Source organism: Pedobacter mendelii (assembly GCF_014635725.1).
Taxonomy (GTDB): domain Bacteria; phylum Bacteroidota; class Bacteroidia; order Sphingobacteriales; family Sphingobacteriaceae; genus Pedobacter; species Pedobacter mendelii.
This window is the reverse complement of the sequence record NZ_BMDJ01000007.1, coordinates 69,147-90,729: the sequence shown is the minus strand read 5'-3', so window position 1 is coordinate 90,729 and position 21,583 is coordinate 69,147. Positions and strand designations below refer to the sequence as shown.

The window sequence follows — 21,583 nt, the reverse complement described above, 5'->3', positions numbered from 1 at the left end:
TGGCATGCTTTTAGCATTTGAAAAATCACCAAACATAATCAGTTTTGAATAAATACGTACGTAAAAGTCTTAAAGTTTTACTCTGGGTTATCGCCACAATCATCATCCTTGTTGTTGGCTTGGCTTTATCACTTAATATCCCTGCGGTGCAGAATTTTGTTAAAGGCAAAGCCATAAATTACCTTAAAACTAAAACCAAAACAGAAGTTAGCCTTGAAAGCATAAAAATTGCGCTTCCGAAAGACGTTGTTTTAAATAAGTTTTACATCGAAGATAAAAAAGGTGATACCTTATTATATGCAGAGAAATTAGCCATTGATATTAGCTTATTTAAGCTGTTGAAAAATACAGTCGAGATAAATAATATCGAACTAAAAAACATACGTGCAAATGTTAAGCGAATTAGCCCTGATACAACTTTCAATTTTTCTTTCCTGGTAGATGCTTTTGCAAGTGACCAAAAAAAACCTCAGGATAAAGTTGATAAAGACACCACATCAACGCTTAAATTTTCTATTGATAAAGTCTCATTCGAAGATATTGGTATAAATTATCGTGATGATGTTGCAGGAAACGATGTTAAATTATACCTGGGTGCCTTCAAAACAAAAATCAAAGATTTTGATTTGGCCAATCAGCATTATGTAATCAAAGAACTAAGTTTAACTAATACTTCCTTAAAATACTTACAGCAAAAACCATTAGTACAACTCGCACAGCACCTAACAAATAGTGTAGACAGCAGTCAAAAAGAAACTGGCAAACTTCCTTTAATTGAAGTTGAAAACTTTGCTTTTCATAATGTTAAAGTAAATTACGAAGACCAGATTTCGACGACCAAAGCAATTGCTGATGTAAACGAATTGGGTTTGGTAAATTTAAAAGTAGATTTAACTAACAGCAAATACACGGTTGATGATGCCAAGCTGAATAAATCTAATATTCTTTTTGCTTTTAAACCAGCACCTTCAAACGATTTAAAAAAGGTAAAAGATACTGTAGTTCCCGAAAAATCTCCTTTAGGGTTAATGATTAAAAACATCAGCCTGGCAGATAACAATGTTCAGTTTGATAACCTTGGTGCAAAAGCAACGGCAAAAGGAATGGATTTTAATCACCTTAAAATTTCTGGGTTAAGTTTTGGTGCCGGCGATGTAAGTTATAGTGCTGCTGGCATTAAAGCCAATGTTAAAAATTGTTCGTTAAAAGAGAAAAGTGGCTTTGCTTTAAATGAACTGAAAGGAAATGCAGTTTATAACGATAAGCAAATTAAGTTGAGCAACTTCGTTTTAAAAACACCAAACACAAACATCGAAAATGCAACAGAACTGAATTTTACATCGATGGATGATTTAACAAAACATCCTGAAAGAGTAAAACTTGCTTTAAGTTTCAAAAATACAACGATTGGCTTAAAAGATGCCGGATTTTTCAGCGAAGCAATTCCTGCCAATTATCGTAATGAAAAAATTAAGTTAAATGCAGATGTAAATGGCTATTTAAATAACCTAAATATTCCCCGTTTACAAATCAGCGGACTTAAAAATACTCAAATTGATATTAGTGGAACTGCCAAAGGATTACCCGATATTAAAAAAACTTATCTCGATTTAAACATCAAAAAACTGTATTTAACTAAAGGCGATATTTTAGTTGTTGTTCCTAAAAAATCGTTACCCCCAAGCATAGAATTGCCTAATGTTATAAATGCGAAAGGTAAATTTATAGGCTCTATGACAGACTTCAACACCAACATGAATATCCAAACGGATATGGGTAGTGCAGTTTTAACAGCAGCCATGAAAGGGCCAAAAGGCAGGGAAAGTTATAAAGCAAATGTCAACCTGAATAACTTTAACGTTGGCAGGTTACTAAAAATGCAACCAAAATTAGGCAGAGTTTCTGTTAAGGCAGATGTAGTAGGAACAGGTTTAGACCCTAAAAAAATCAATGCTAAATTTAATGCTAAGGTGCTTAATGCTTATTACAACAAATACACTTATCGTAATTTAAGCCTTGCCGGAAACTACAGCAATCAAAATATTAATATTAAAAGCAGCATGCCTGATAGTAATGCAAATTTCGCTTTAGATGCTAAAGTTAACATGGCGGGCAAATATCCGGCAGTTAAAGCCAATCTGAATTTAAAACAAGTTAACCTTCAGGCCTTAAATTTCAGTCCTACGGTTTTAAGTGCAGCAGGCCTAGTAAAAGTAGATTTGACAACTGCTGATGCTGATTATTTAAATGGTTCGGTTGATATTACCAGTTTACAGGTTGTAAAAGACGCTCAAAAAATCAATATCGATACCATTTCTGTTCGTGCAAAAACTACTGAAACGGCTAACGAACTAACATTAAAATCTGAAATTCTTTCTGCAAAAATTGATGGTAAATATCAGTTAACGAAAGTGAGCAATGCCATCATTAACGAAATAAATAAATATTATGCATTTGGTGAGGTTACAAAAATTCCTGATCAGCGTTTGAGATTTTTTGTTCAGGTTTACGATTCTAAATTATTAAAACAGTTTGTACCTGAATTAACGGTTTTTAAACAGTCGCAATTTTATGGCTTAATTGATACACAAAAAGATAGTCTGCAAATTAAAGGGAATTTCCCGCAGGTCGTTTATGGAGATTTCAAAGTAGATACAACGGTTTTAAACATCAATAACGATAATAATAAACTTGCTTATGCTTTAACAGTAAAAGCTCTGCAAAGTCCATCAGTCTCTCTTTTTAACACCGAAATAAGTGGAGATGCAGCGAATAACAACTTGGGTGTAAATATTTTTCTTCGAGATAGACAACTTAAAAATAAATATGTAATTGGTGGAACATTCCAATCTATAAATAAAGATTATAAATTTACTTTAGACCCACAGAAACTTTTGCTGGATTACCAAAAATGGGTTGTTTCTCAAGAAAACTACATACAATTTGGTGCATCAGGCATTTTAGTAAATCAATTTCAAATCAGTAATAGCGGCCAATCCTTATCCATAAATAGTAATCCAACTCAGCCAAATGCACCGTTAGCTATACAATTCAAAGATTTCCAATTAGAAACCTTAACCAAATTTGCCGAAACAGATACGACGCTAGTTGGAGGAAGATTGAATGGAACAGCGAACGTTAAAGACTTGGCTTCGACGCCAAAATTTGAAGCAAATTTAACAATCGACCAATTGCGTTACCAAAAAGACCAGTTGGGTACGTTACGATTAGCGATAAACAATAATACAGCAAATGCTTTTGAAGTAAATGTGGCGCTTACAGGTGTTCATGAAATGAGGGTAAATGGTTTCTATTATACAGCTCCTCAAAGCGCATTGGATTTAACCGTTAACATCGATAAAATTGAGATGAAAAATATCGAAAGTTTATCACAAGGTCAGTTAAAAAACGGAACAGGAACACTTACAGGAGCACTTTCTGTAAAAGGGGCTTTAACAGCGCCTAAAATTCTTGGCGATTTAACTTTCAACAATGCAGGTATTAATGTGGCCTATGTAAATTCTTATTTCCGTATGCCTAACGAAAAAATTTCATTTACTAATGAAGGCATCAGCTTTAATAATTTCACTTTAATTGATTCACTAAATCAAAAAGCTACCATTAACGGTAAAATTCTCACAACGGATTATAAAAATTATCGCTTCGGATTGGACATTAGAATGAATAATTTCAGAGCGATTAATTCTACGGCAGCCAATAACGAATTGATTTACGGAACGGTTTTCTTAACCAGTAATATCAAAGTTCGGGGAGATTTAAATCAACCCGATGTAAACATGACAGTCAAAGTAAATAAGGGAACTAAGTTCTTTTTTGCATTACCTTCAAGTGATCCGTCAGTCATCGATCAGGATGGAATAGTACAATTTATTGATGCCGATGCGCCACCATTTAACGGTCAAAAAGCCTTAAAAGTTGATAGCATCAGTAAATCGCCTGTTAAGGGAATAAATTTAGTTGCCAATGTATCAATAGATCCAGAAGCTGAACTTAATGTAGTTGTAGATCCATCAAACGGAGATGCACTTAAAGTTCGTGGTGAAGCCAATTTAAATGCTACAATGGACCCAAGTGGTAAAATCAGTTTAACAGGTAGGTATGAAATTAATGATGGTTCATATAACTTATCTGTTGGCCCATTGGGTAAGAAAGAATTTAAATTGGTTAAAGGTAGTACCATCATTTGGACTGGTGAACCAACAACAGCAAATGTTAACTTAAGCGCCTTATATGAAGTTAATGCTGCGCCAATTGATTTAATTAATGATCCATCAAACATTCAGGCGAAAACGAAATTGCCATTTCAGGTATATTTAATGATGAAAGGAGAATTACTAAAACCAATTATATCTTTCAAACTTGATTTGCCAGAAAATGAACGTGGAGCACTTGGTGGTATTGTTTACACAAAATTATTAAATGTAAATCGTGATGAAAGTGAGTTAAATAAACAAGTTTTCGCTTTGCTCGCGTTAAACAGGTTTATAGCAAATAACCCTTTCCAAAGTTTAGCAGGTGGTGGCGGCGGTGTTTCTACTCTTGCCCGCTCAAGTGTGAGTAAATTACTTACCGAGCAGCTTAACAATTTAACTTCTGATTTAATTCAGGGTGTAGATTTAAATTTCGGTGTAAACTCATCCGAAGATTACTCTTCAGGCTCAATGCAGCAAAAAACCGACTTAGAAATTGGCTTATCTAAAAAGCTGCTGAATGATAGATTAACCGTAACGGTTGGTAGTTCATTTGCATTAGAAGGTCCGCAAGCACCAGGAGAAAAATCGACAAATATTGCAGGAAACGTGAATGTAGAATATGCATTATCTGCCGATGGAAGGTATAGATTAAGAGCTTACAGACGTAACCAAAACGATGTTATTGTTCAAGGACAAATTATTGAAACCGGATTAGGTTTTACACTTGTAGTTGATTACAATAAATTTAAAGAGATATTTCAAAAGAAGAGAATTAGAAGAATAAGAAACGTTGAAGAGAAAGCACAAAATGAGACCACTAACTAGACCCTTTTTATTTATAATGGCCTGTTTAGTTTGGGCAGGTTGCAGCAGTACAAAATCGTTAAAGCCGGGTCAGGTTTTATACACAGGCGCCGAAGTTATCATAAATCCAGATTCATCAAAAAAAATTGATGATCAGAAACAAATTAAAACCGATTTGGAATCGAAAACCAGACCACGACCAAATAAATCAATTTTAGGGATAAAATATAAACTTGGTATTTACAATCTTGCCGGCGAGCCAAAAAAACCAAAAGGATTTAAAAACTGGTTAAGAAAGCAAGGCGAACCACCTGTTTTATTAAGCGAAGTAAAGTTAAAATACAACAATGATGTTTTATCGAGCTATTTAATAAGTGAAGGTTATTTACAAGCTGAGGTTACGGGTGATACCGTTGTAAAAGACAAAAAAGGTAAGGCAATTTACACGGCTAATACTGGAGATAGATATAAAATTAATAAAATAAACTTTCCGGCCGATACTGGAGTTTTAACCAAAATTATAAACGAAAATAAAGGCAAGAGCTTATTAAAAGTTGGTGATTTTTATGATTTAGACGTTTATAAAAATGAACGAATTAGAATCGATAATGATTTAAAGGAACGTGGCTACTTCTACTTCAGTCCTGATTATTTAATTATGCAGGTTGACAGTACGATTGGAAAAAATTTAGTAAATGTTTCTGTTGCAGTAAAAAACATCGCTCCTGATGCCGGTTTGAAACCTTATACCATCAAAAATATAAATATTTACCCCAACTATTCATTAAGAAGAGATAGCATATTAAGAAAGCTAAAACCGATTGAGTACAATGACTTTTATATTTATGATGATAAAAATACGTTCAAACCAAGGCTATTTGATAGGCTAGTATTTTTCCAAAAAGGCGAACTATATAATAGGAAAGATCACAATCAATCGTTAAACAGAATGGTTAATGTTGGTGCTTTTCAAGATGTTAGAGCAGAATTTTTGCCGTTGGATAGTTTCAAGAACGACCAAATGGATTTAAACATCTACTTAACCCCACTCAAAAAAAATTCGTTAACCTTTTCTGTAACTGGAACAAGTAAATCAAACAATTTTGTTGGGTCTGAAGTGAAGGTAACGCAAACTACTAGAAATCTATTTCGTGGTGCAGAGCAATTAGATGTTAGTTTAAGTGGAGGCTTTGAAACCCAAACAAGAGGAACATCTTTAGGGAGAAACCAAATTTCTTTAACTGCCGAAGGTAAATTAACTTTCCCAAGACTAATCGTCCCTTTTTACAAACCAAATTCCACTACTGCTTTTATCCCAAAAACGATAACATCGCTATCGTACCAAATGCTTAATCGTGGTTCTGAATATACTTTGCATGCGCTAAAAGGTGAATTTGGTTACAATTTTAAAGAGAATATTTACAAGGAACACAATTTAAATCCGATATCTCTAAGCTATATTTCTACAAGTTTCCCATCAGATAATGTTAGAGATAGTTTATTTGATACTAACCCATTGCTAAAAGCAACACTAGAAAATCAATTCATCATTGGTAGTAGTTATAACTTTACCTATACAAATCAAATGGAAGATAGCAGAAGAAATAATTCCTATTTCTTTGGTGGGATTGAAACTGGTGGAAACGTTTGGGGTTTGTTTGCGCCAAAAAATGATCAAAATCAAAAATCAATTTTTAATATTCCATTAACCCAGTTTGTTAGGTTAGAAGCAGATTTTAGAAATTATTATAAAATTAATAAAAGCTTAATTTGGGCAAACCGTTTGAATCTGGGTTATGGTTATGCCTACGGAAACAGTACTTCGTTGCCTTTTGTGCGGCAGTTTTTTGCAGGTGGTGGTAATGATTTAAGAGCTTTTCCTGCCAGAGCATTAGGTCCGGGTACATTTAAAGTTGCAGATTCTGCTGTATTTGCCGACCAGGGTGGAGACATTAAGTTAATGCTCAATTCGGAACTTAGGTTTAAAATAGTTAGTGTTTTATATGGAGCATTATTTGCCGATGCAGGAAATGTATGGTTGAGAAAAGAAGATCCGCTAAGACCAGGTTCTGAATTTAAGGCTAAAAATGCACTAAATGAACTTGCAGTTGGTACTGGAGCAGGCGTAAGGGTTGACGCTACAATTTTTGTAATTCGTTTGGATGTAGCTTTTCCGGTTCGTAAACCTTATTTACCAGAAGGACAACGATGGGTATTTGATAGTATCGCTTTTGGAAATAAAGATTGGCGAAGAGAAAATTTAATTTTTAATATAGGTATAGGTTATCCTTTTTAATTTTTCGATGAAAGTAATCCATAAGGTAAAACATTTCTTTATTGCACTATATCATCTGCTAGTAGCTGCCGGAAAAGGTTTTGCAGAAGATAGAATAATGAAGTTAAGTGCGGCTCTTGCATATTATACCATCTTTTCACTTACGCCATTAATAATAATTGTACTTTCTGCCGCAACATTGTTTTTTGGTGAGCGAATGAAAACCAGAGATAAGTTTTTTACAGAAATAACTGAATTAGTTGGGAAAGATGCCGCTACCCAAATTCAGGGATTTGTAGAACATGCTAACAAATCGGGCCAATCAACTATTGGTTTAATAATAGGTATTAGCACTTTAATTATAGGTGCTACCGCAATTTTTATTGAGATTCAGGATAGTATTAATCTGATTTGGAAAGTAAAACCCATTCCTAAAAAAGGCTGGTTAAAAATGCTAACCAATAGATTATTGTCTTTTTCGTTAATCGTTTCAATGGGATTTTTACTTCTGGTTTCGCTTGTTGTTAACAGTGTAGTTGTGGGATTGGGTGATAAACTCGTATCGCTAATTTCTGAAACCAAAATCGATGATGTTATACCTGTGGCCAATGAAACAATGGCATTACTTATTATAGTTTTAAATAATGTTATTACCATTGCTGCCGTTACATCAGTATTCACCATAATTTTTAAAGTATTACCTGATGTAGAAATTAGATGGAAATCTGCAATTATTGGTGCGCTTTTTACGGCGGTATTATTTAGTTTAGGAAAATATCTTATTGGAATTTATATCGAAAAAGGCAGTACGGTTTCGGCTTTTGGCGCAGCAGGTTCTATCATTATTATTTTACTTTGGATTTACTACACTTCGGTTATACTTTATTTCGGTGCAGAATTTACTCAAGCTTACGCAGAAAAATATGATGGTGGCATTTCGCCAAGCAAATATGCGGTGTTTACAAAAATTACTATTGTAGAAAAAAAGGTTGATGTTTTACCACCACAGCATCCTGAAGATACCGTTAATTCGCCTAAGGATTAATTTGTAAATTAAACTTTTACCTTAAAACAGTGGAGCATCTTTTCTATCAATTCCTTTTCTAAAAATGGCTTTAAAACCAATTCGTTCATTCCCGATTCAAGATATTTTTTTCTATCTTCCTGCATTACGTTTGCAGTTACACCTAAAATAGGAATATTTCTTTTCAATTCATCTTTGCTACTCCTTATCTTTCTTGTCAATTCTATCCCGCCCATTTCCGGCATTTGAATATCGGTTAGAATTAAATCATAAGTATTTTCGTTAAACAATTCGTAAGCCTCCATTCCATTATAAGCGGCATCAAAATTAACTTTATATTTTTTAAGAATTGTACTTGCAAGCAGAATATTAAGCATGTTATCATCAGCTAAAAGCACGCGTTTGGTTTTTAAAAGTTCTACATCTTCAATTCCAATTGAGGAATTAATGCTTTCAAGTTTAACTTTATCTGTAATTTCAAATGGTAATTCAAAATAGAAAACAGAACCTTTTTTTTCTTCACTAATCACCCCAATTGTACCACCTTGAAACTCAACTATTTTTTTACAAATTGCTAATCCTAAACCTGTACCCTGTTGCTTTTCTTTTGTAGATGAATAATAAACCTGAGCAAATTCATCAAAAATAACTTTTTGATCTATTTGATTAATACCCATTCCAGTATCGGAAACTCTAACTTTTAATTGAGCATTTTTCCCTGCAGTATTTATTAATTCTGCATTTAAAGTTACTTCTCCATGTGTGGTAAACTTAATCGCATTGCTCAACAAATTCATAACAACTTGTTTCAAACGTAAAGGATCGCCAAGTATAAAAATGTCTCTTTCAATTGGCATATTTAAAACAAAGCCAATCTTCTTTTTGTCAGCCTGAATTTTCATACTTTCGAAAACATCATAAATGGCAATATATGGTGAAAAAGTAATTTGCTCTAAAGTAACCTTACCCGTTTCATATTTAGAAAAATCCAGAATATCGTTCACAACATCAAGCAACATTACGGAAGAATTTCTAATTGCATTAATTTGCTCCTGATGCTCCTTATCAAGATTTACATTTGTTAACTGCTCCGAAAATCCGACAATAGAATTGAGCGGTGTTCTGATTTCATGACTCATGTTTGCCAAAAAACGACTTTTTGAAAGGGCATATAGTGAAGCTTTATTACTATATTCTATCAATGCCTTTTCATTTTTGTATAAGCTATAAATCGTGTAAAACACAATAATTAAGAGTCCTGAGGCCAAAATAAGCAATAGCAATGTGAACTTATCGAGATTTTCTACTGTGCTGAAAGCAGTTGAGCTAACCAATTGCTGAACTGAAGAATAATATTTTTTTTCCGTCGATTTATATTCCTTTAATCCATTAACAATTGTTAATATTAGCTTATGGTTAACCTCCAACAATCCCCTTTCCTTATCTTTCAGCTTTTTATTAATTCTATATAAATTTAAATAATAATCGTTTATAGCTCTAAGCTGCTTTTTGTTATAAGCTTGGCTTATTGATGTTGTATCAGCAGAAATAGTTGTTCTTATTATCGTTGATTTTGAACTATCAATACCTTTATCTTCTTTAGCGTTTAAAGCTGCTAAAATGCGACCAAAAAATTTCTTTTTTGGTTGCGCCACTACCTTTGATTTTAAAGTATCTATTTTGATTATATTTTTAAACCGTCTTGACGTGAATAATCTACTTTCGGGATTAATTTTTTCTACATTTTTATCAACCTGTATAGAAAAATTGATTAGACTATCTGATAATCTTTTTAAAAGTATGAACTGAACAGTTCTAAGTTTCTTCTGAATTATTAATTTATCAAATGATTCTTTTGATAATGCTTTTTCATTTTGGTTTTGCTGTTTAATCTTATCCATGATTAAAGAAATCTCTTTAATCTCACTTACAAACTGATTATAATAACTGCGTTCACCACTAACCACATACATTCTGCAGCTATTTTCTGCATTATAGAGTTTAAAAATACAACTATCGAGTTTTGTAAAATCATTCTGAACCTGAACAATTTTATTTACTGATTTTAGGAGTGGTATTTTAGAAAAATTAATGAATAATCCTGCTGTTATTCCAAAAATTACTAAAATTAAAAATACAACTATCAGGTACTTTCCTGCTGAACTTTTAGTGGGTTTCAAATGCGTTGATTTAATTTCGCGACAATCAACGTCGAATTTTATGCTACTTCATCAATTATTTTAGGTTCTTCCTGTACCTCGTCTTTTTCTACACGCAGATTTCTGATGATGTGCTGCTGCCTATCAGGAGTATTTTTACCCATATAATATTCCAGCAAACTTTTAATAGTTTGGTCTTTTAAAATAACAGGATCTAATCTGATATCCTTACCAATGAACAAACCAAATTCATCAGGAGAAATCTCTCCTAATCCCTTAAAACGAGTAATTTCAGGTTTATTCCCTAATTTTTCAATAGCATTTCGGCGCTCTTCATCACTGTAACAATAAATAGTTTCTTTTTTATTCCGAACCCTAAATAATGGGGTTTGTAAAATGTAGACATGTCCTGCTTTTACTAAATCAGGAAAAAACTGAAGAAAGAAAGTCATCATTAACAACCTGATGTGCATGCCATCTACATCGGCATCAGTTGCGATAACAATGTTATTGTAATGCAATCCTTCTAAACCATCTTCTATGTTTAAAGCATGTTGCAATAAGTTAAATTCTTCATTTTCGTAAACCACTTTTTTAGTTAATTCATAACAATTAAGTGGCTTGCCTTTCAGGCTGAAAACAGCTTGACAATCAACATCACGAGATTTTGTAATGGAACCTGAGGCAGAATCTCCTTCGGTTATAAATAGCGTAGTTTCGTAGCGCTTTTCGTGAGTAGTGTTGAAATGAACCTTACAATCGCGAAGTTTTTTGTTATGCAACGATGCTTTTTTAGCCCTGTCGTTTGCCAATTTTTTAATACCGGCAATATCTTTACGCTCACGTTCAGATTGATTAATACGTTTTAAAAGCGCATCTGCAACATCAGCATTTTTGTGCAGGTAATCATCTAATTCCTTTTTAACAAAATCGTTAATAAAAGTAGCAACTGATGGCCCATCCGGGCCCATATTCTGAGAGCCTAACTTAGTTTTAGTTTGCGATTCGAAAACCGGTTCCTGTACGCGAACTGAAATTGCAGCAATTATAGATGAACGAACATCAGCCGGCTCAAATTCTTTCTTAAAAAACTCACGGACCGTTTTTACTACTGCCGCCCTGAAAGCAGCCTGATGTGTTCCGCCTTGTGTTGTATGTTGTCCGTTAACAAACGAATGATAGTCTTCGCCGTATTGCTGACCATGCGTCATAGCAATTTCAATATCGTTACCAATCATGTGGATAATTGGGTAGCGAATTTCTTCAGGCTTATTAAATTTAGAAAGCAAATCGTAAAGACCTCTTTCCGAGAAATATTTTTGATTGTTAAAATTTACTGTTAATCCTGTGTTCAAAAACACATAGTTCCAAACCATGCTTTCTACAAAATCAGGAATGTAGTGGTAGTTTCTAAAAATGCTTTCATCAGGATAAAAAGTAATCGATGTACCATTTCTTTGTGTGGTATCTATTACCGCTTGCTCGTTTACAATTTCTCCTTTCGAAAACTCAACCTTTTTGGTTTTACCATCGCGATAAGATTGTACAACAAAATTTGTTGACAACGCATTTACGGCCTTTGTACCAACTCCATTTAAACCTACCGATTTTTGGAATGCGTTACTATCATACTTACCACCCGTGTTTATCTTGCTTACACAATCTATAACTTTACCCAATGGAATACCCCTACCATAATCTCGTATGTTTACCTTTTGCTCAGAAACTGTTATTTCGATGGTTTTTCCACTTCCCATCACAAACTCATCAATAGAATTATCTACAATTTCCTTTAACAAAACATAAATTCCATCATCTTGCGCAGAGCCATCACCAAGCTTACCGATGTACATACCGGGGCGTAGTCTGATGTGTTCTTTCCAATCTAATGAGCGAATACTGTCGTCGTTATAAATTACTTCTGCCATAAATTTTGTTATTTTTATCAGATTGATTGAACTTTGCTTTAACACAAAGCAGCCATACCGAGGGATGTTCGGAGCAAGCTTTAACTTTCAACATGACAAGTGTTTAGGAATGATTTGATATTGAGAATTCGAAAAATATTAATATTGTCTTTTTACAAATCTCAATTAGCAAAAATTATTATACAATAATAGATTTATTCTTTGAGGGTAGCAAAATAAAATTTCAACAAAAAGGCGATGGGAAAAAATGGAAGATGTAAAGGGTAAGATGGATAATGGAAGGATGGCGGTGTATTATCCATTTATCATATATGAAATAAAGGTATGCCACCCAAAAAGGCCATATAACCCCATCTCCGTTCTACTTAATCCGGCCTAAAAAATTTTTCGGATAGCTTAGCAAAGCCAAACCACAAACTTTAGTAGAAAATTTTCAACTGGTATTTTTTTTGACATCAAAAGAAAAGCCTGTCCGCCCAGACTAAAATTATATTCAGTTTCCATCATCCATCCTGCATCTTCCATAATTTCCCTATCTTCATCCTTTAATTTATTATTCATTTAAATGCAACAAAAAAAGCAACTTTCGCTCTTCGATTTATCCATGATTGTGGTCAGCCTGGTTATCGGAATGGGTATTTTCCGCACGCCTGTAAATGTGGCTGCAAAAGCTCAAATTCCCGAACTTTTCTATCTGGCTTGGGTTATTGGTGGTTTTGTAGCTTTTTGTGGTGCATTAACTTATGCAGAAATCGGTTCCCGTTATCCGGTAACAGGTGGTTATTATAAAATTTTCTCAAAAGCTTATCATCCATCAATCGCTTTTGCAATTAACTGTATTGTATTAATTTCAAGCGCTGCATCAGTAGCTGCAATCTCAATAATTGGTGCAGAATATTTAAGTAAAATAGTTTTACCTGCAAATATGCAGACTGACTTTTATCGGGTAACAATTGCCATCACAACTATTTTGGTTTTCTATCTAATTAACCTACTAGGATTAAAAGCAAGTTCTAAAACTCAAAATGCATTAACCGTAATTAAAATCGGATTAATTTTAATTTTAATTTGTGCTATATTTTTTGGCGGCCAAACCCAAACCATAAGCCCTATTTTTAAAACAACCAGTGGTGCATTACCAACCTGGTCTGATTATGGAAAAGCATTAGGTTTATGTTTAATTGCCGTTTCTTTTTCTTATGCAGGTTATGCACAAACCATCAACTTTGGTGGAGAAGTTAAAGAAGCTAAAAAAGTAATTCCACGTTCGATAATTATTGGCTTAACAATTATTGTGTCACTTTATTTAATCTTAAATTACGTTTATGTAAAAGTTATTGGTTTTGAAGAATTAAAATCGGCAGAAAGTATTGCGGCAATATTAGCCTCAAAAATATTTGGACCTGCTGGTTTTAAAATGCTTTCTGTAATCATTTTTATTTCTGTAATGGGCTATGTAAACGTAAATCTACTCAGCAACCCAAGGGCAATGTTCGCCATGGGCGAAGAGGGAGCGTTACCAAAAATCTTTAGTAAAATAAATAAAAAAACAGAGGTAATAACCATAAGCTTAACTGTGTTTACGCTTGTTGCTGTTGTAATTATTTTCTACGCTAAAACCTTCGATAAGATTTTAAACTATACAATTTTCTTAGAAAGTATTAGTATGGCTAGCTCGGCTGCAACAATTTTCATTTTAAGAAAACGAACCGCAAATATTGACAAAAAAACCATTTATACTGTCCCATTATATCCTATATTGCCTGCAATATTTATTGCTGCTTACACTTTTGTTGCCTTTAGCATTTATGCCGACGATCCGAGCGCAGCATTAAATGGTTTATATATTTTTATTGGTTTTCTTGTAATTTATTTTATTTCGAGATGGTTTAATAAAAAGTAATTTTTAAAACATTTGAAAAGCAATTGTGGTACTAATAGGTTTCGATAGCCCCGCCATACGCTGTAGCCCTCATTAAAAAAATTCGGGGCTGTCGCTTTTGTCGGGTTTAATTGGCAACACCAGTTTTTCTTTTGGAGCTAAATTTAATGTAGAGATGTTTAATAGTCGCTTTTCAAAAAAAGACTTCTACATTTCAATTGAAATAACAGAATTTGACTTAACGATATCTTTAAAAAAAGAATAAAAACTTAATTTTAATTTAGTTAATGAATAAAACACTCTCATTAAAGCAAGAAATAGCTTATGCAGCAGGCATGATTGGCTGGAGTACGATGACGAATATTATCATCGTAATGCTGCCGTATTTTTACCTCCCACCAAGCAATGCTGGCTTACCGCCACTGGTGCCACAACTTGTTTTTTTAGGTGCTTTTAACATTCTATCTATTATTGCAGCCTCGGGAAGATTGGTTGATGCCATTTTCGATCCTTTTATCGCCTCAAGAAGTGATGCAAGTAAAAACCCGAAGGGGCGCAGAATGCCATTTATGAAATGGGCAATTATCCCATCCATGATTTTTTGCGGATTAGTCTTCTACCCTATTCAGAAAGGAGAAAGTTTACACAATGCATGGTGGTTAACCATCACCCTTTGCTTTTTTTTCATTTCAGTAACTACTTATATTATTCCTTACAATGCCTTACTGGCCGAGGTAACAAATACACCCAGGCAGAAAGTAAAACTATCCAGCTACCAGCAGGTTGGTTTTGTAATCGGCATTATTTTATCGGCTTGCACCAATAACTTTGCCGACTTGGTTCAAAATAATTTTGTAGTAGGAAATCGAAGTGAGGCTGTTCAAATCGCCATTTGGGGTTTATGTATTTTATCCGGTTTAGTTATGTTAATGCCCATCTTCTTTATTAACGAGAAAGAATTTTCAGTTGCCAAGCCAACACATATTCCCCTATGGCCTGCAATAAAAAACACTTTCAAAAACAGCAACTTTAAATATTACCTGATTTCTGATTTCGCTTTTTACACCGCATTAAGTATTATTTCAAGCGGATTATTGTTCTTCTGCACTGTACTTTTAGGTTTACCTGAATCGGAAGGAGGCAAATTTATGGGCGCTATGGTATTGGCATCATTATTTTTTTACCCCATTGTTAATTTTGGATCTGCAAGATTTGGAAAAAAACCTTTTGTTTTGCTTGCTTTTTTTGTGCTATGCTTAATCTTCATAACCATCTTCTTTTTGGGTAAAATGCCTTTCGGGCCTTACACTCAGATTTATATGTTGGTTTTATCAGCATCATTTCCATTAGCTGCTTTAGGAATTTTACCTACCGCAATTCTGGCTGATATAGCCCAGAAAGACACATTGGAAACAGGCGAAAACCACGAAGGTATGTTTTTTGCCGTAAAATATCTTTTTGTAAAACTTGGTCAAACTTTAGGTATTGCCATATTTGCCATGCTTACTATTTATGGCAAAGACCCAGGTAATGATTTTGGTTTACGCCTCAACGGAATTGTAGGTTTTGGCCTTTGTTTATTGGCCCTTCTTTTTTTTAGCCGCTTTAAAGAAACCAAGTAAGTATTTTAAAATCCTTAACCGCAAAGTTTTCTAGGTTTTTTCGCGAAGTACAACAAAGCTAATTTACCAGTAAGGTATTTAAGAAAGAACGAGCCAGATGTATTATATGTTTCAAATCAAGCAAACAAAACCTTCTAGGATGAACCAACGTGTGTTAGGTAGTTAATCATATTTTAATTAACTCAGTTTAGCAGAATTTCTTAACCACAAAAAAAATACATGAATAAAGTGGTGATAAAAACCACAACCTTACTCATGTATTATAATTTTACTTTTTTAATAACCAGGGCTTTGTTTAAGTGTGCCCTTGCTTCTGTCGATTTGATCTTGTGGCAATGGAAAATACTCATCTCTTGCCTCAACACTTATACCTTTCAAATAATCAAAGTAACCACCTTCAAAAGAAAAATAGCTTTCGAGTGTTTGCTTTACTATACCCCAGCGAACAAGATCAAAAAACCTATGACCTTCCATAGCCAATTCTAATCTTCTTTCAAATCTTACTGCGTTTCTGGCATAATTAACATCTGGAAACGAAGCATATTGACTCACTTTATAAGCCGCTGCAGCTGTTCCGTTTATTTGTTGCGGGGTTATTTTTGCTGCACGCTGCCTAACCGCATTTACTAGCACTAAAGCCCGGGCTAAATCGCCTTTTTCTACGGCACATTCTGCAGCCATTAAGTAAACATCTCCTAATCTAATCAGGTTTACATTAAGGCCAGTAACATTAGTAGTTCCTGGCGCACTGCCACTTCCAATTTGAGCAGATTCTATTGTGTTTTTAACCGCAACAAATGGACCTCCATTACTTGCGTCACGAATCCATGTATCGCCAGCCATAATTCCCCAGTCGCGGTAAGGAACTCCGCGTCTACCAATAGTTGCTTCTATTCTTGGATCTAAAGGAAGAGTTTTATCAACAACATAATTATCTTTAGCAGTACCAGTTAATCCAAAATCTGATTTATATGCGTTGGTTCTATAACTTCCATCAAGCAATGGTAAGCCATTTGCATCAACTTTAAAAGCATTAGCCAAATCAATAGATGGCTGGAAGAAACCGCAGCAATTAATTGGTGTATTTCCGTAAGGAAAATTTAAAATATCGCCAACATTTCCATTGTCGCCGCCAGTACCGTCCGTTCCAACCGAGTGCTGAACAGACATAATTGTTTCCGGACCGTCTTCCTTGGTAATATCAAAATTATCTGTGTAAGGAAGTGTAGTTAAATCTGGCTTTGCTAAAATTACAGCATTCAATAAATCATAAGCTTCAGTATATTTTTTCTGATATAAGAAAACTTTACCAAGATAAGCCTGTGCAGCATATTTATCAACCCGTCCTTTTTGATTTTTTGGTTTAGTTGTACCTAGATTAGCTACGGCAAAGGTAAGATCATCAACTATATTCGGATAAATATCTTTATCGTTTGGAACAAAAGTACCAGATGTAGCTTCGGTAACATAAGGAACAGATTTAAAAACCCTTATTAAAAAGAAATAATAATGAGCACGCAGCAAACGTGCTTCGCCTTGTATCTCTTTAGCACGTGCATCGCCAAATTTAACAGTACCCTGACCAGCCTGCAAATTAGCTAATATTTTAAGGGTATTGTTGCAGCGCTGAATTCCTTCAAAACACCTATCCCAAAGGTTTGACAAGTTATCGTTAGTACTAGTCGGTGCATGTCTTTCTATTGCATTCATATTAGGTTGATCTCCAACACTACTACCTTTGTGTGCATTATCAGAAGCAACTTCGCCAAATAACCATTGGCTTGGTGCAGCTCCATAATTCCCATAAGTACCATTAACATTGCCATTTAGTAAGCCATAAGCACCTATTAATAGTCCTTCAACCCCATCTTGTGTGGTTAATTGAGACTCTGTGAGTTCTCCCTGAGGCTGAACAGTTAAAAATTCCTTTTTGCAGGAAAACGTACTGCAAATTAATAGGGAAAGGAGAATATATTTTATATGTTTCATCTTTATATTTTTTAATTAAAATCCAACATTAATACCGATTAAAAACTGACGAGGAGTTGGATAAACACCTTGATCTACCCCAGGTGCTGAAAAAGTATCTGTAATTTGACTTACTTCTGGATCCATGCCTGTATATTTAGTTATGGTAAATAAGTTTGTTGCACTAACATAAACCCTTAGTCTATTAATTGCAACCTTTGAACCAAAGGCTTTAGCCGTAGGGATTGAGTAGCCAATTTGTAAGTTTTTCAACCTTACAAAACTTCCATTTTGAATATAGTAGCTAGATGAAGCAAACTCTAAATCTGAAGCTCCGGCATAGGCAGAAGGTATAACACTTGTTGGATTTGATGTACTCCAGGCATCTAACAACCTAGTGCTTTTGGCTCCATCAAAAGAAGGGAAATCTGTAAAGTAACGAGTGGCTTGAAAAATATCATTTCCCTGAACGCCATATATAAATGCGGCAACATCAAAGTTTTTATATGATATATTAAGATTTAAACCATAAGTAAAATCAGGATTTGGATCACCAATTATTGTACGGTCTTTAGGATCAATTACGCCATCCCCATTAATATCCTGATAACGCAGGCCACCAACCCTTGCGCCTGAATAAGATGGAGTATTTTGTATATCGGATGCGCTTTGATAAATTCCGTTTGTTTTATAACCAAAAAATGAGCCGAATGGTGCGCCTTCTTGCAGCACACTAGTTTGTAAACTCCGGTAATTACCATAAATCTGGTTAAAAATTCCAGGAGCAAGTCTTTCAATTTTATTGTTGTTTTTAGAGAAATTCAATCCGATGTCAAATTTAAGAGGACTTTCTACAGTTCTGCCATAATGATAAGCAACATTAAACTCAATACCCTTATTGCTCATATCGCCGATATTTACAAATGGCGAACTACCTAAACCTACTACACTTGATGGAAGCGGAAGGTTATAAAGCATATCTGAGGTTTTCTTATTGTAAAGATCAAGAGATCCATCCAAAGCACCACCTAGTAAAGTAAAATCAATACCAACGTTTAATGCTTTTAAAGATTCCCATTTTACATCAGCATTCTGATAAGCATTTTGCCAAACACCGGTAGTTAATCCATTTGCACCACCAACGGCATAAGCAGAGTTTATAATAGAGCTTTGGAAACGATTAATGTACTGATAAGGAGGAATTCGCTGGTTACCTGTTTGTCCGTATCCTACACGAATTTTTAAATCGCTTACCCATTTAACGCTTTTCATAAATTCTTCTTCGGATAATCTCCAGGCGGCACTTGCTGCAGGATAAAAACCATATTTATTTGCATCTCCGAAGTTAGAAGAACCGTCTCTTCGAAGTGTAACACTAGCCAAGTAACGATCGTTATAAGAATAATCTATTTTTCCAAATAAAGAGAAAAGTGAACCTATGGAACCGAAACTGTTATTGCTAATATTAGAAGAGCCTGTGCTTAGATAATAATAATCCTGATTTCCTAAAATGAAGAAATCATTTCTGCCCGCATTTAACTGTCTTGATCGCGATCGGATTGCCTCTGTACCAACCAGTACATTCACTCTGTGTTTTTCATTAAATACTTTATTATAATTTAAAGTGTTACTCCATGTCCACTCTGTGTTATAACCTTGATACTCATTTAAATTATTTGAATTGTTTCCCTCAGAGAATTCCAGATTGGGATAACGCATTGATAAACCGTTAAAATTTTCATAACGTAAACCAAAATTAGTTTTCAGCACAAGGCCTGGAAGTATATCCCCTTCCGCGTATGCATTTCCGAAAAAGAAATTACTTTTATTTTTATTGTCTTTTGCACGGTAAAGAAATGCAAGTGGATTTTCGGCATTACCGAGTTGACTTCCGCGGCTACCCGCAAAATTTCCATTAATATCGTAAACCGGAATAATTGTAGGAATACGATAAGCCCAGCCTAAAGCACTGCCCTGATCCTGATAACTGCCAGGCGTATTCGGATTAACGCCAAAGCCATAACCTTCAGAATAGCTATACTGGGCATTTTCGCCAAAACGCACATGCTTGTTAAAAGCAGATATGTTTGTATTCGACCTGAAATTATATCGTTTAAACCCGGTATACTTTATCGTTCCTTTTTGATCGAGGTAACCCCCAGAAAAAGTATATGTTGCACTTTCTCCACCACCAGTAGCGCTAAGTTGATAGTTTTGAACAGGAGCAGCATCCGTAATCTCATCAAACCAATTGGTTCCTTGTTTGTTTGCTCTGGTAATCTGATAAAAAAGATTCGGATCGCGACTGTAATTATACTTTGAAGGATCAGCATCGGCGGCGGTAACATCCTGACCCAATACAGAACCAGCTACAAGATATTCGGGCAATACAGGCGTTGTCCCTGAACCATAATTTTTACCTGCTGCAATAGCTTTCCCTGCATTTTTGTATCCGTCAAAAACATATTGTGCATATTGCTGAGGATTCATCATTTCCGGAAAACTACTTTTTCTAGGCGATTGCGTACCATAATAAGAATCGAGTGTAATTTTCGGTGCACCAGGCATACCCTTTTTTGTTGTGATAATTACAACACCATTATTAGCCCTGGAACCATAAATTGAAGCAGAGGATGCATCTTTTAGAACCTGCATACTTTCGATATCGTTCTGGTTAAGCCATGATAATTTACCTTCAAACGGAACACCATCAATAACATAAAGTGGCTCGTTATTATTAATTGTACTTGTACCACGAATACGGATTTGAGGTGTAGAACCGGGTGCTCCATCATTTATAATCTGCACCCCTGTAGCTTTACCTTGTAAAGCTTCGACAGCACTGGCTGCTGGCTGCGATTTTAACAAATCCATGCTTACTACAGCCACAGCACCTGTTAAATCTTTCTTTCGTTGTGAAGAGTAACCAGTTACAACTACCTCTGTTAAGTTGTTGTTTTCGGCTTGTATTACAACAGAAATGTTAGTTTGGTTCCCTACCGTAACTTCTTTTGATACGTAACCTACAAAAGAAAAGACTAATACATCAGTAGGATTTACAGCAATGGAGAATGCACCATTTGCGTCAGTAGTTGTTCCTGTGGTTGCACCTTTGACCTTAATAGTTGCACCAATTACAGGGAGTTTATCATCACTGGAAGTTACTTTCCCGGTAATTTTAGTTTGGGCATTTGCCGTAATTGCAAATAATATACCCAAGCACAAGAGAAGAAAACTCCTCTTGATAAAAGATAGATTTTGTTTCATATATTAATGGTTAGTAAATGATTCTTTAATCAGACTGTAATCCATCAAGTTCATTGGATTTGATGAAAAATAGTAGCAGTGCAGGGCTAAATTTTCAGCAAATACACGCTTGTTCTTTTTTAAATATTGTGGAATAGAGAGGAGAAATAAATTCTCTTAAATAGAGTAATAGAGTTTTCATAAAGGATTTTGGTTAGAAGTTTAATATAAAATTACAATAATGTACCAAAATAATTACGGATAAATAATTATATCAAGTACATATTTTGAGAATAAATATACAAATAAATAATTACGGTAATACAAAAATATTTATTTTGTAAATTAAAGGTCAATTTGTAATGCAATGGTGATGTTGTGATTTACTATTCAGCTGTCTATTCAGTAAACATTCCTTCAAAACGTAACACGTTATGTATATTTTAAATTAATTTGTATCT

The 21,583-nt window shown here is 34.5% G+C and carries 10 protein-coding genes; 5 read left to right on the top strand and 5 right to left on the bottom strand.

Features of this window, described 5'->3' with window-relative positions; all coding sequences use genetic code 11:
* Window positions 1-44: 44 nt before the first annotated feature.
* From IEV50_RS13010 to IEV50_RS13000, 3 genes are read left to right on the top strand one after another with little or no spacing between them, the layout of a single operon-like run.
* Window positions 45-5,039 carry a translocation/assembly module TamB domain-containing protein gene (locus IEV50_RS13010; RefSeq protein ID WP_188415010.1) on the top strand — a complete coding sequence of 1,665 codons (4,995 nt, stop codon included), beginning with the start codon at window positions 45-47 and terminating at the stop codon, window positions 5,037-5,039.
* A gap of 16 nt (window positions 5,040-5,055) precedes the next feature.
* Window positions 5,056-7,314 carry a translocation and assembly module lipoprotein TamL gene (gene tamL, locus IEV50_RS13005; protein WP_229746726.1) on the top strand — a complete coding sequence of 753 codons (2,259 nt, stop codon included), beginning with the start codon at window positions 5,056-5,058 and terminating at the stop codon, window positions 7,312-7,314.
* A gap of 7 nt (window positions 7,315-7,321) precedes the next feature.
* Window positions 7,322-8,338 carry a YihY/virulence factor BrkB family protein gene (locus IEV50_RS13000; protein WP_188415000.1) on the top strand — a complete coding sequence of 339 codons (1,017 nt, stop codon included), beginning with the start codon at window positions 7,322-7,324 and terminating at the stop codon, window positions 8,336-8,338.
* An 8-nt stretch (window positions 8,339-8,346) separates the two neighbouring features.
* Here the strand turns inward: IEV50_RS13000 and IEV50_RS12995 are convergent, their stop codons facing one another.
* The 3 genes from IEV50_RS12995 to IEV50_RS12985 all read right to left on the bottom strand — a co-directional run bounded on the left by IEV50_RS12995 (window position 8,347) and on the right by IEV50_RS12985 (window position 12,965).
* Window positions 8,347-10,497 carry an ATP-binding protein gene (locus IEV50_RS12995; RefSeq protein ID WP_188414998.1) on the bottom strand — a complete coding sequence of 717 codons (2,151 nt, stop codon included), beginning with the start codon at window positions 10,495-10,497 and terminating at the stop codon, window positions 8,347-8,349.
* 38 nt (window positions 10,498-10,535) lie between these two features.
* Entirely contained in the window at window positions 10,536-12,404 is a 1,869-nt protein-coding gene (locus IEV50_RS12990) for a DNA topoisomerase IV subunit B (protein WP_188414996.1), read from the bottom strand.
* A 396-nt stretch (window positions 12,405-12,800) separates the two neighbouring features.
* Entirely contained in the window at window positions 12,801-12,965 is a 165-nt protein-coding gene (locus IEV50_RS12985; protein ID WP_188414995.1) for a hypothetical protein, read from the bottom strand.
* A gap of 4 nt (window positions 12,966-12,969) precedes the next feature.
* On the opposite strand from IEV50_RS12985, the gene IEV50_RS12980 reads away from it, so the two are divergent.
* Together IEV50_RS12980 and IEV50_RS12975 are read left to right on the top strand one after the other, a co-directional pair.
* Window positions 12,970-14,307 carry an APC family permease gene (locus IEV50_RS12980; RefSeq protein ID WP_188414993.1) on the top strand — a complete coding sequence of 446 codons (1,338 nt, stop codon included), beginning with the start codon at window positions 12,970-12,972 and terminating at the stop codon, window positions 14,305-14,307.
* A gap of 266 nt (window positions 14,308-14,573) precedes the next feature.
* Window positions 14,574-15,908 (top strand): MFS transporter, encoded by a 1,335-nt coding sequence (locus IEV50_RS12975; RefSeq protein ID WP_188414991.1) that lies wholly within the window; start codon window positions 14,574-14,576, stop codon window positions 15,906-15,908.
* A gap of 276 nt (window positions 15,909-16,184) precedes the next feature.
* On the opposite strand, the gene IEV50_RS12970 is transcribed toward IEV50_RS12975, so the two are convergent.
* On the bottom strand, window positions 16,185-17,897 hold the full coding sequence (locus IEV50_RS12970; protein ID WP_188414989.1) for a RagB/SusD family nutrient uptake outer membrane protein: 1,713 nt from the start codon (window positions 17,895-17,897) through the stop codon (window positions 16,185-16,187).
* A 15-nt stretch (window positions 17,898-17,912) separates the two neighbouring features.
* Window positions 17,913-21,143, bottom strand: coding sequence for a SusC/RagA family TonB-linked outer membrane protein (locus IEV50_RS12965; protein ID WP_188414987.1), 3,231 nt, complete (start codon window positions 21,141-21,143; stop codon window positions 17,913-17,915).
* Window positions 21,144-21,583: the final 440 nt, after the last annotated feature.

Excerpts from the sequence above, each read along its gene's own strand:
- tamL (WP_229746726.1), top strand. The coding sequence starts at position 5,056 with ATGGCCTGTTTAGTTTGGGCAGGTTGCAGCAGTACAAAATCGTTAAAG.
- IEV50_RS13000 (WP_188415000.1), top strand. The coding sequence starts at position 7,322 with ATGAAAGTAATCCATAAGGTAAAACATTTCTTTATTGCACTATATCAT.
- IEV50_RS12990 (WP_188414996.1), bottom strand. The coding sequence starts at position 12,404 with ATGGCAGAAGTAATTTATAACGACGACAGTATTCGCTCATTAGATTGG.
- IEV50_RS12985 (WP_188414995.1), bottom strand. The coding sequence starts at position 12,965 with ATGAATAATAAATTAAAGGATGAAGATAGGGAAATTATGGAAGATGCA.
- IEV50_RS12980 (WP_188414993.1), top strand. The coding sequence starts at position 12,970 with ATGCAACAAAAAAAGCAACTTTCGCTCTTCGATTTATCCATGATTGTG.
- IEV50_RS12975 (WP_188414991.1), top strand. The coding sequence starts at position 14,574 with ATGAATAAAACACTCTCATTAAAGCAAGAAATAGCTTATGCAGCAGGC.
- IEV50_RS12970 (WP_188414989.1), bottom strand. The coding sequence starts at position 17,897 with ATGAAACATATAAAATATATTCTCCTTTCCCTATTAATTTGCAGTACG.
- IEV50_RS12965 (WP_188414987.1), bottom strand. The coding sequence starts at position 21,143 with ATGAAACAAAATCTATCTTTTATCAAGAGGAGTTTTCTTCTCTTGTGC.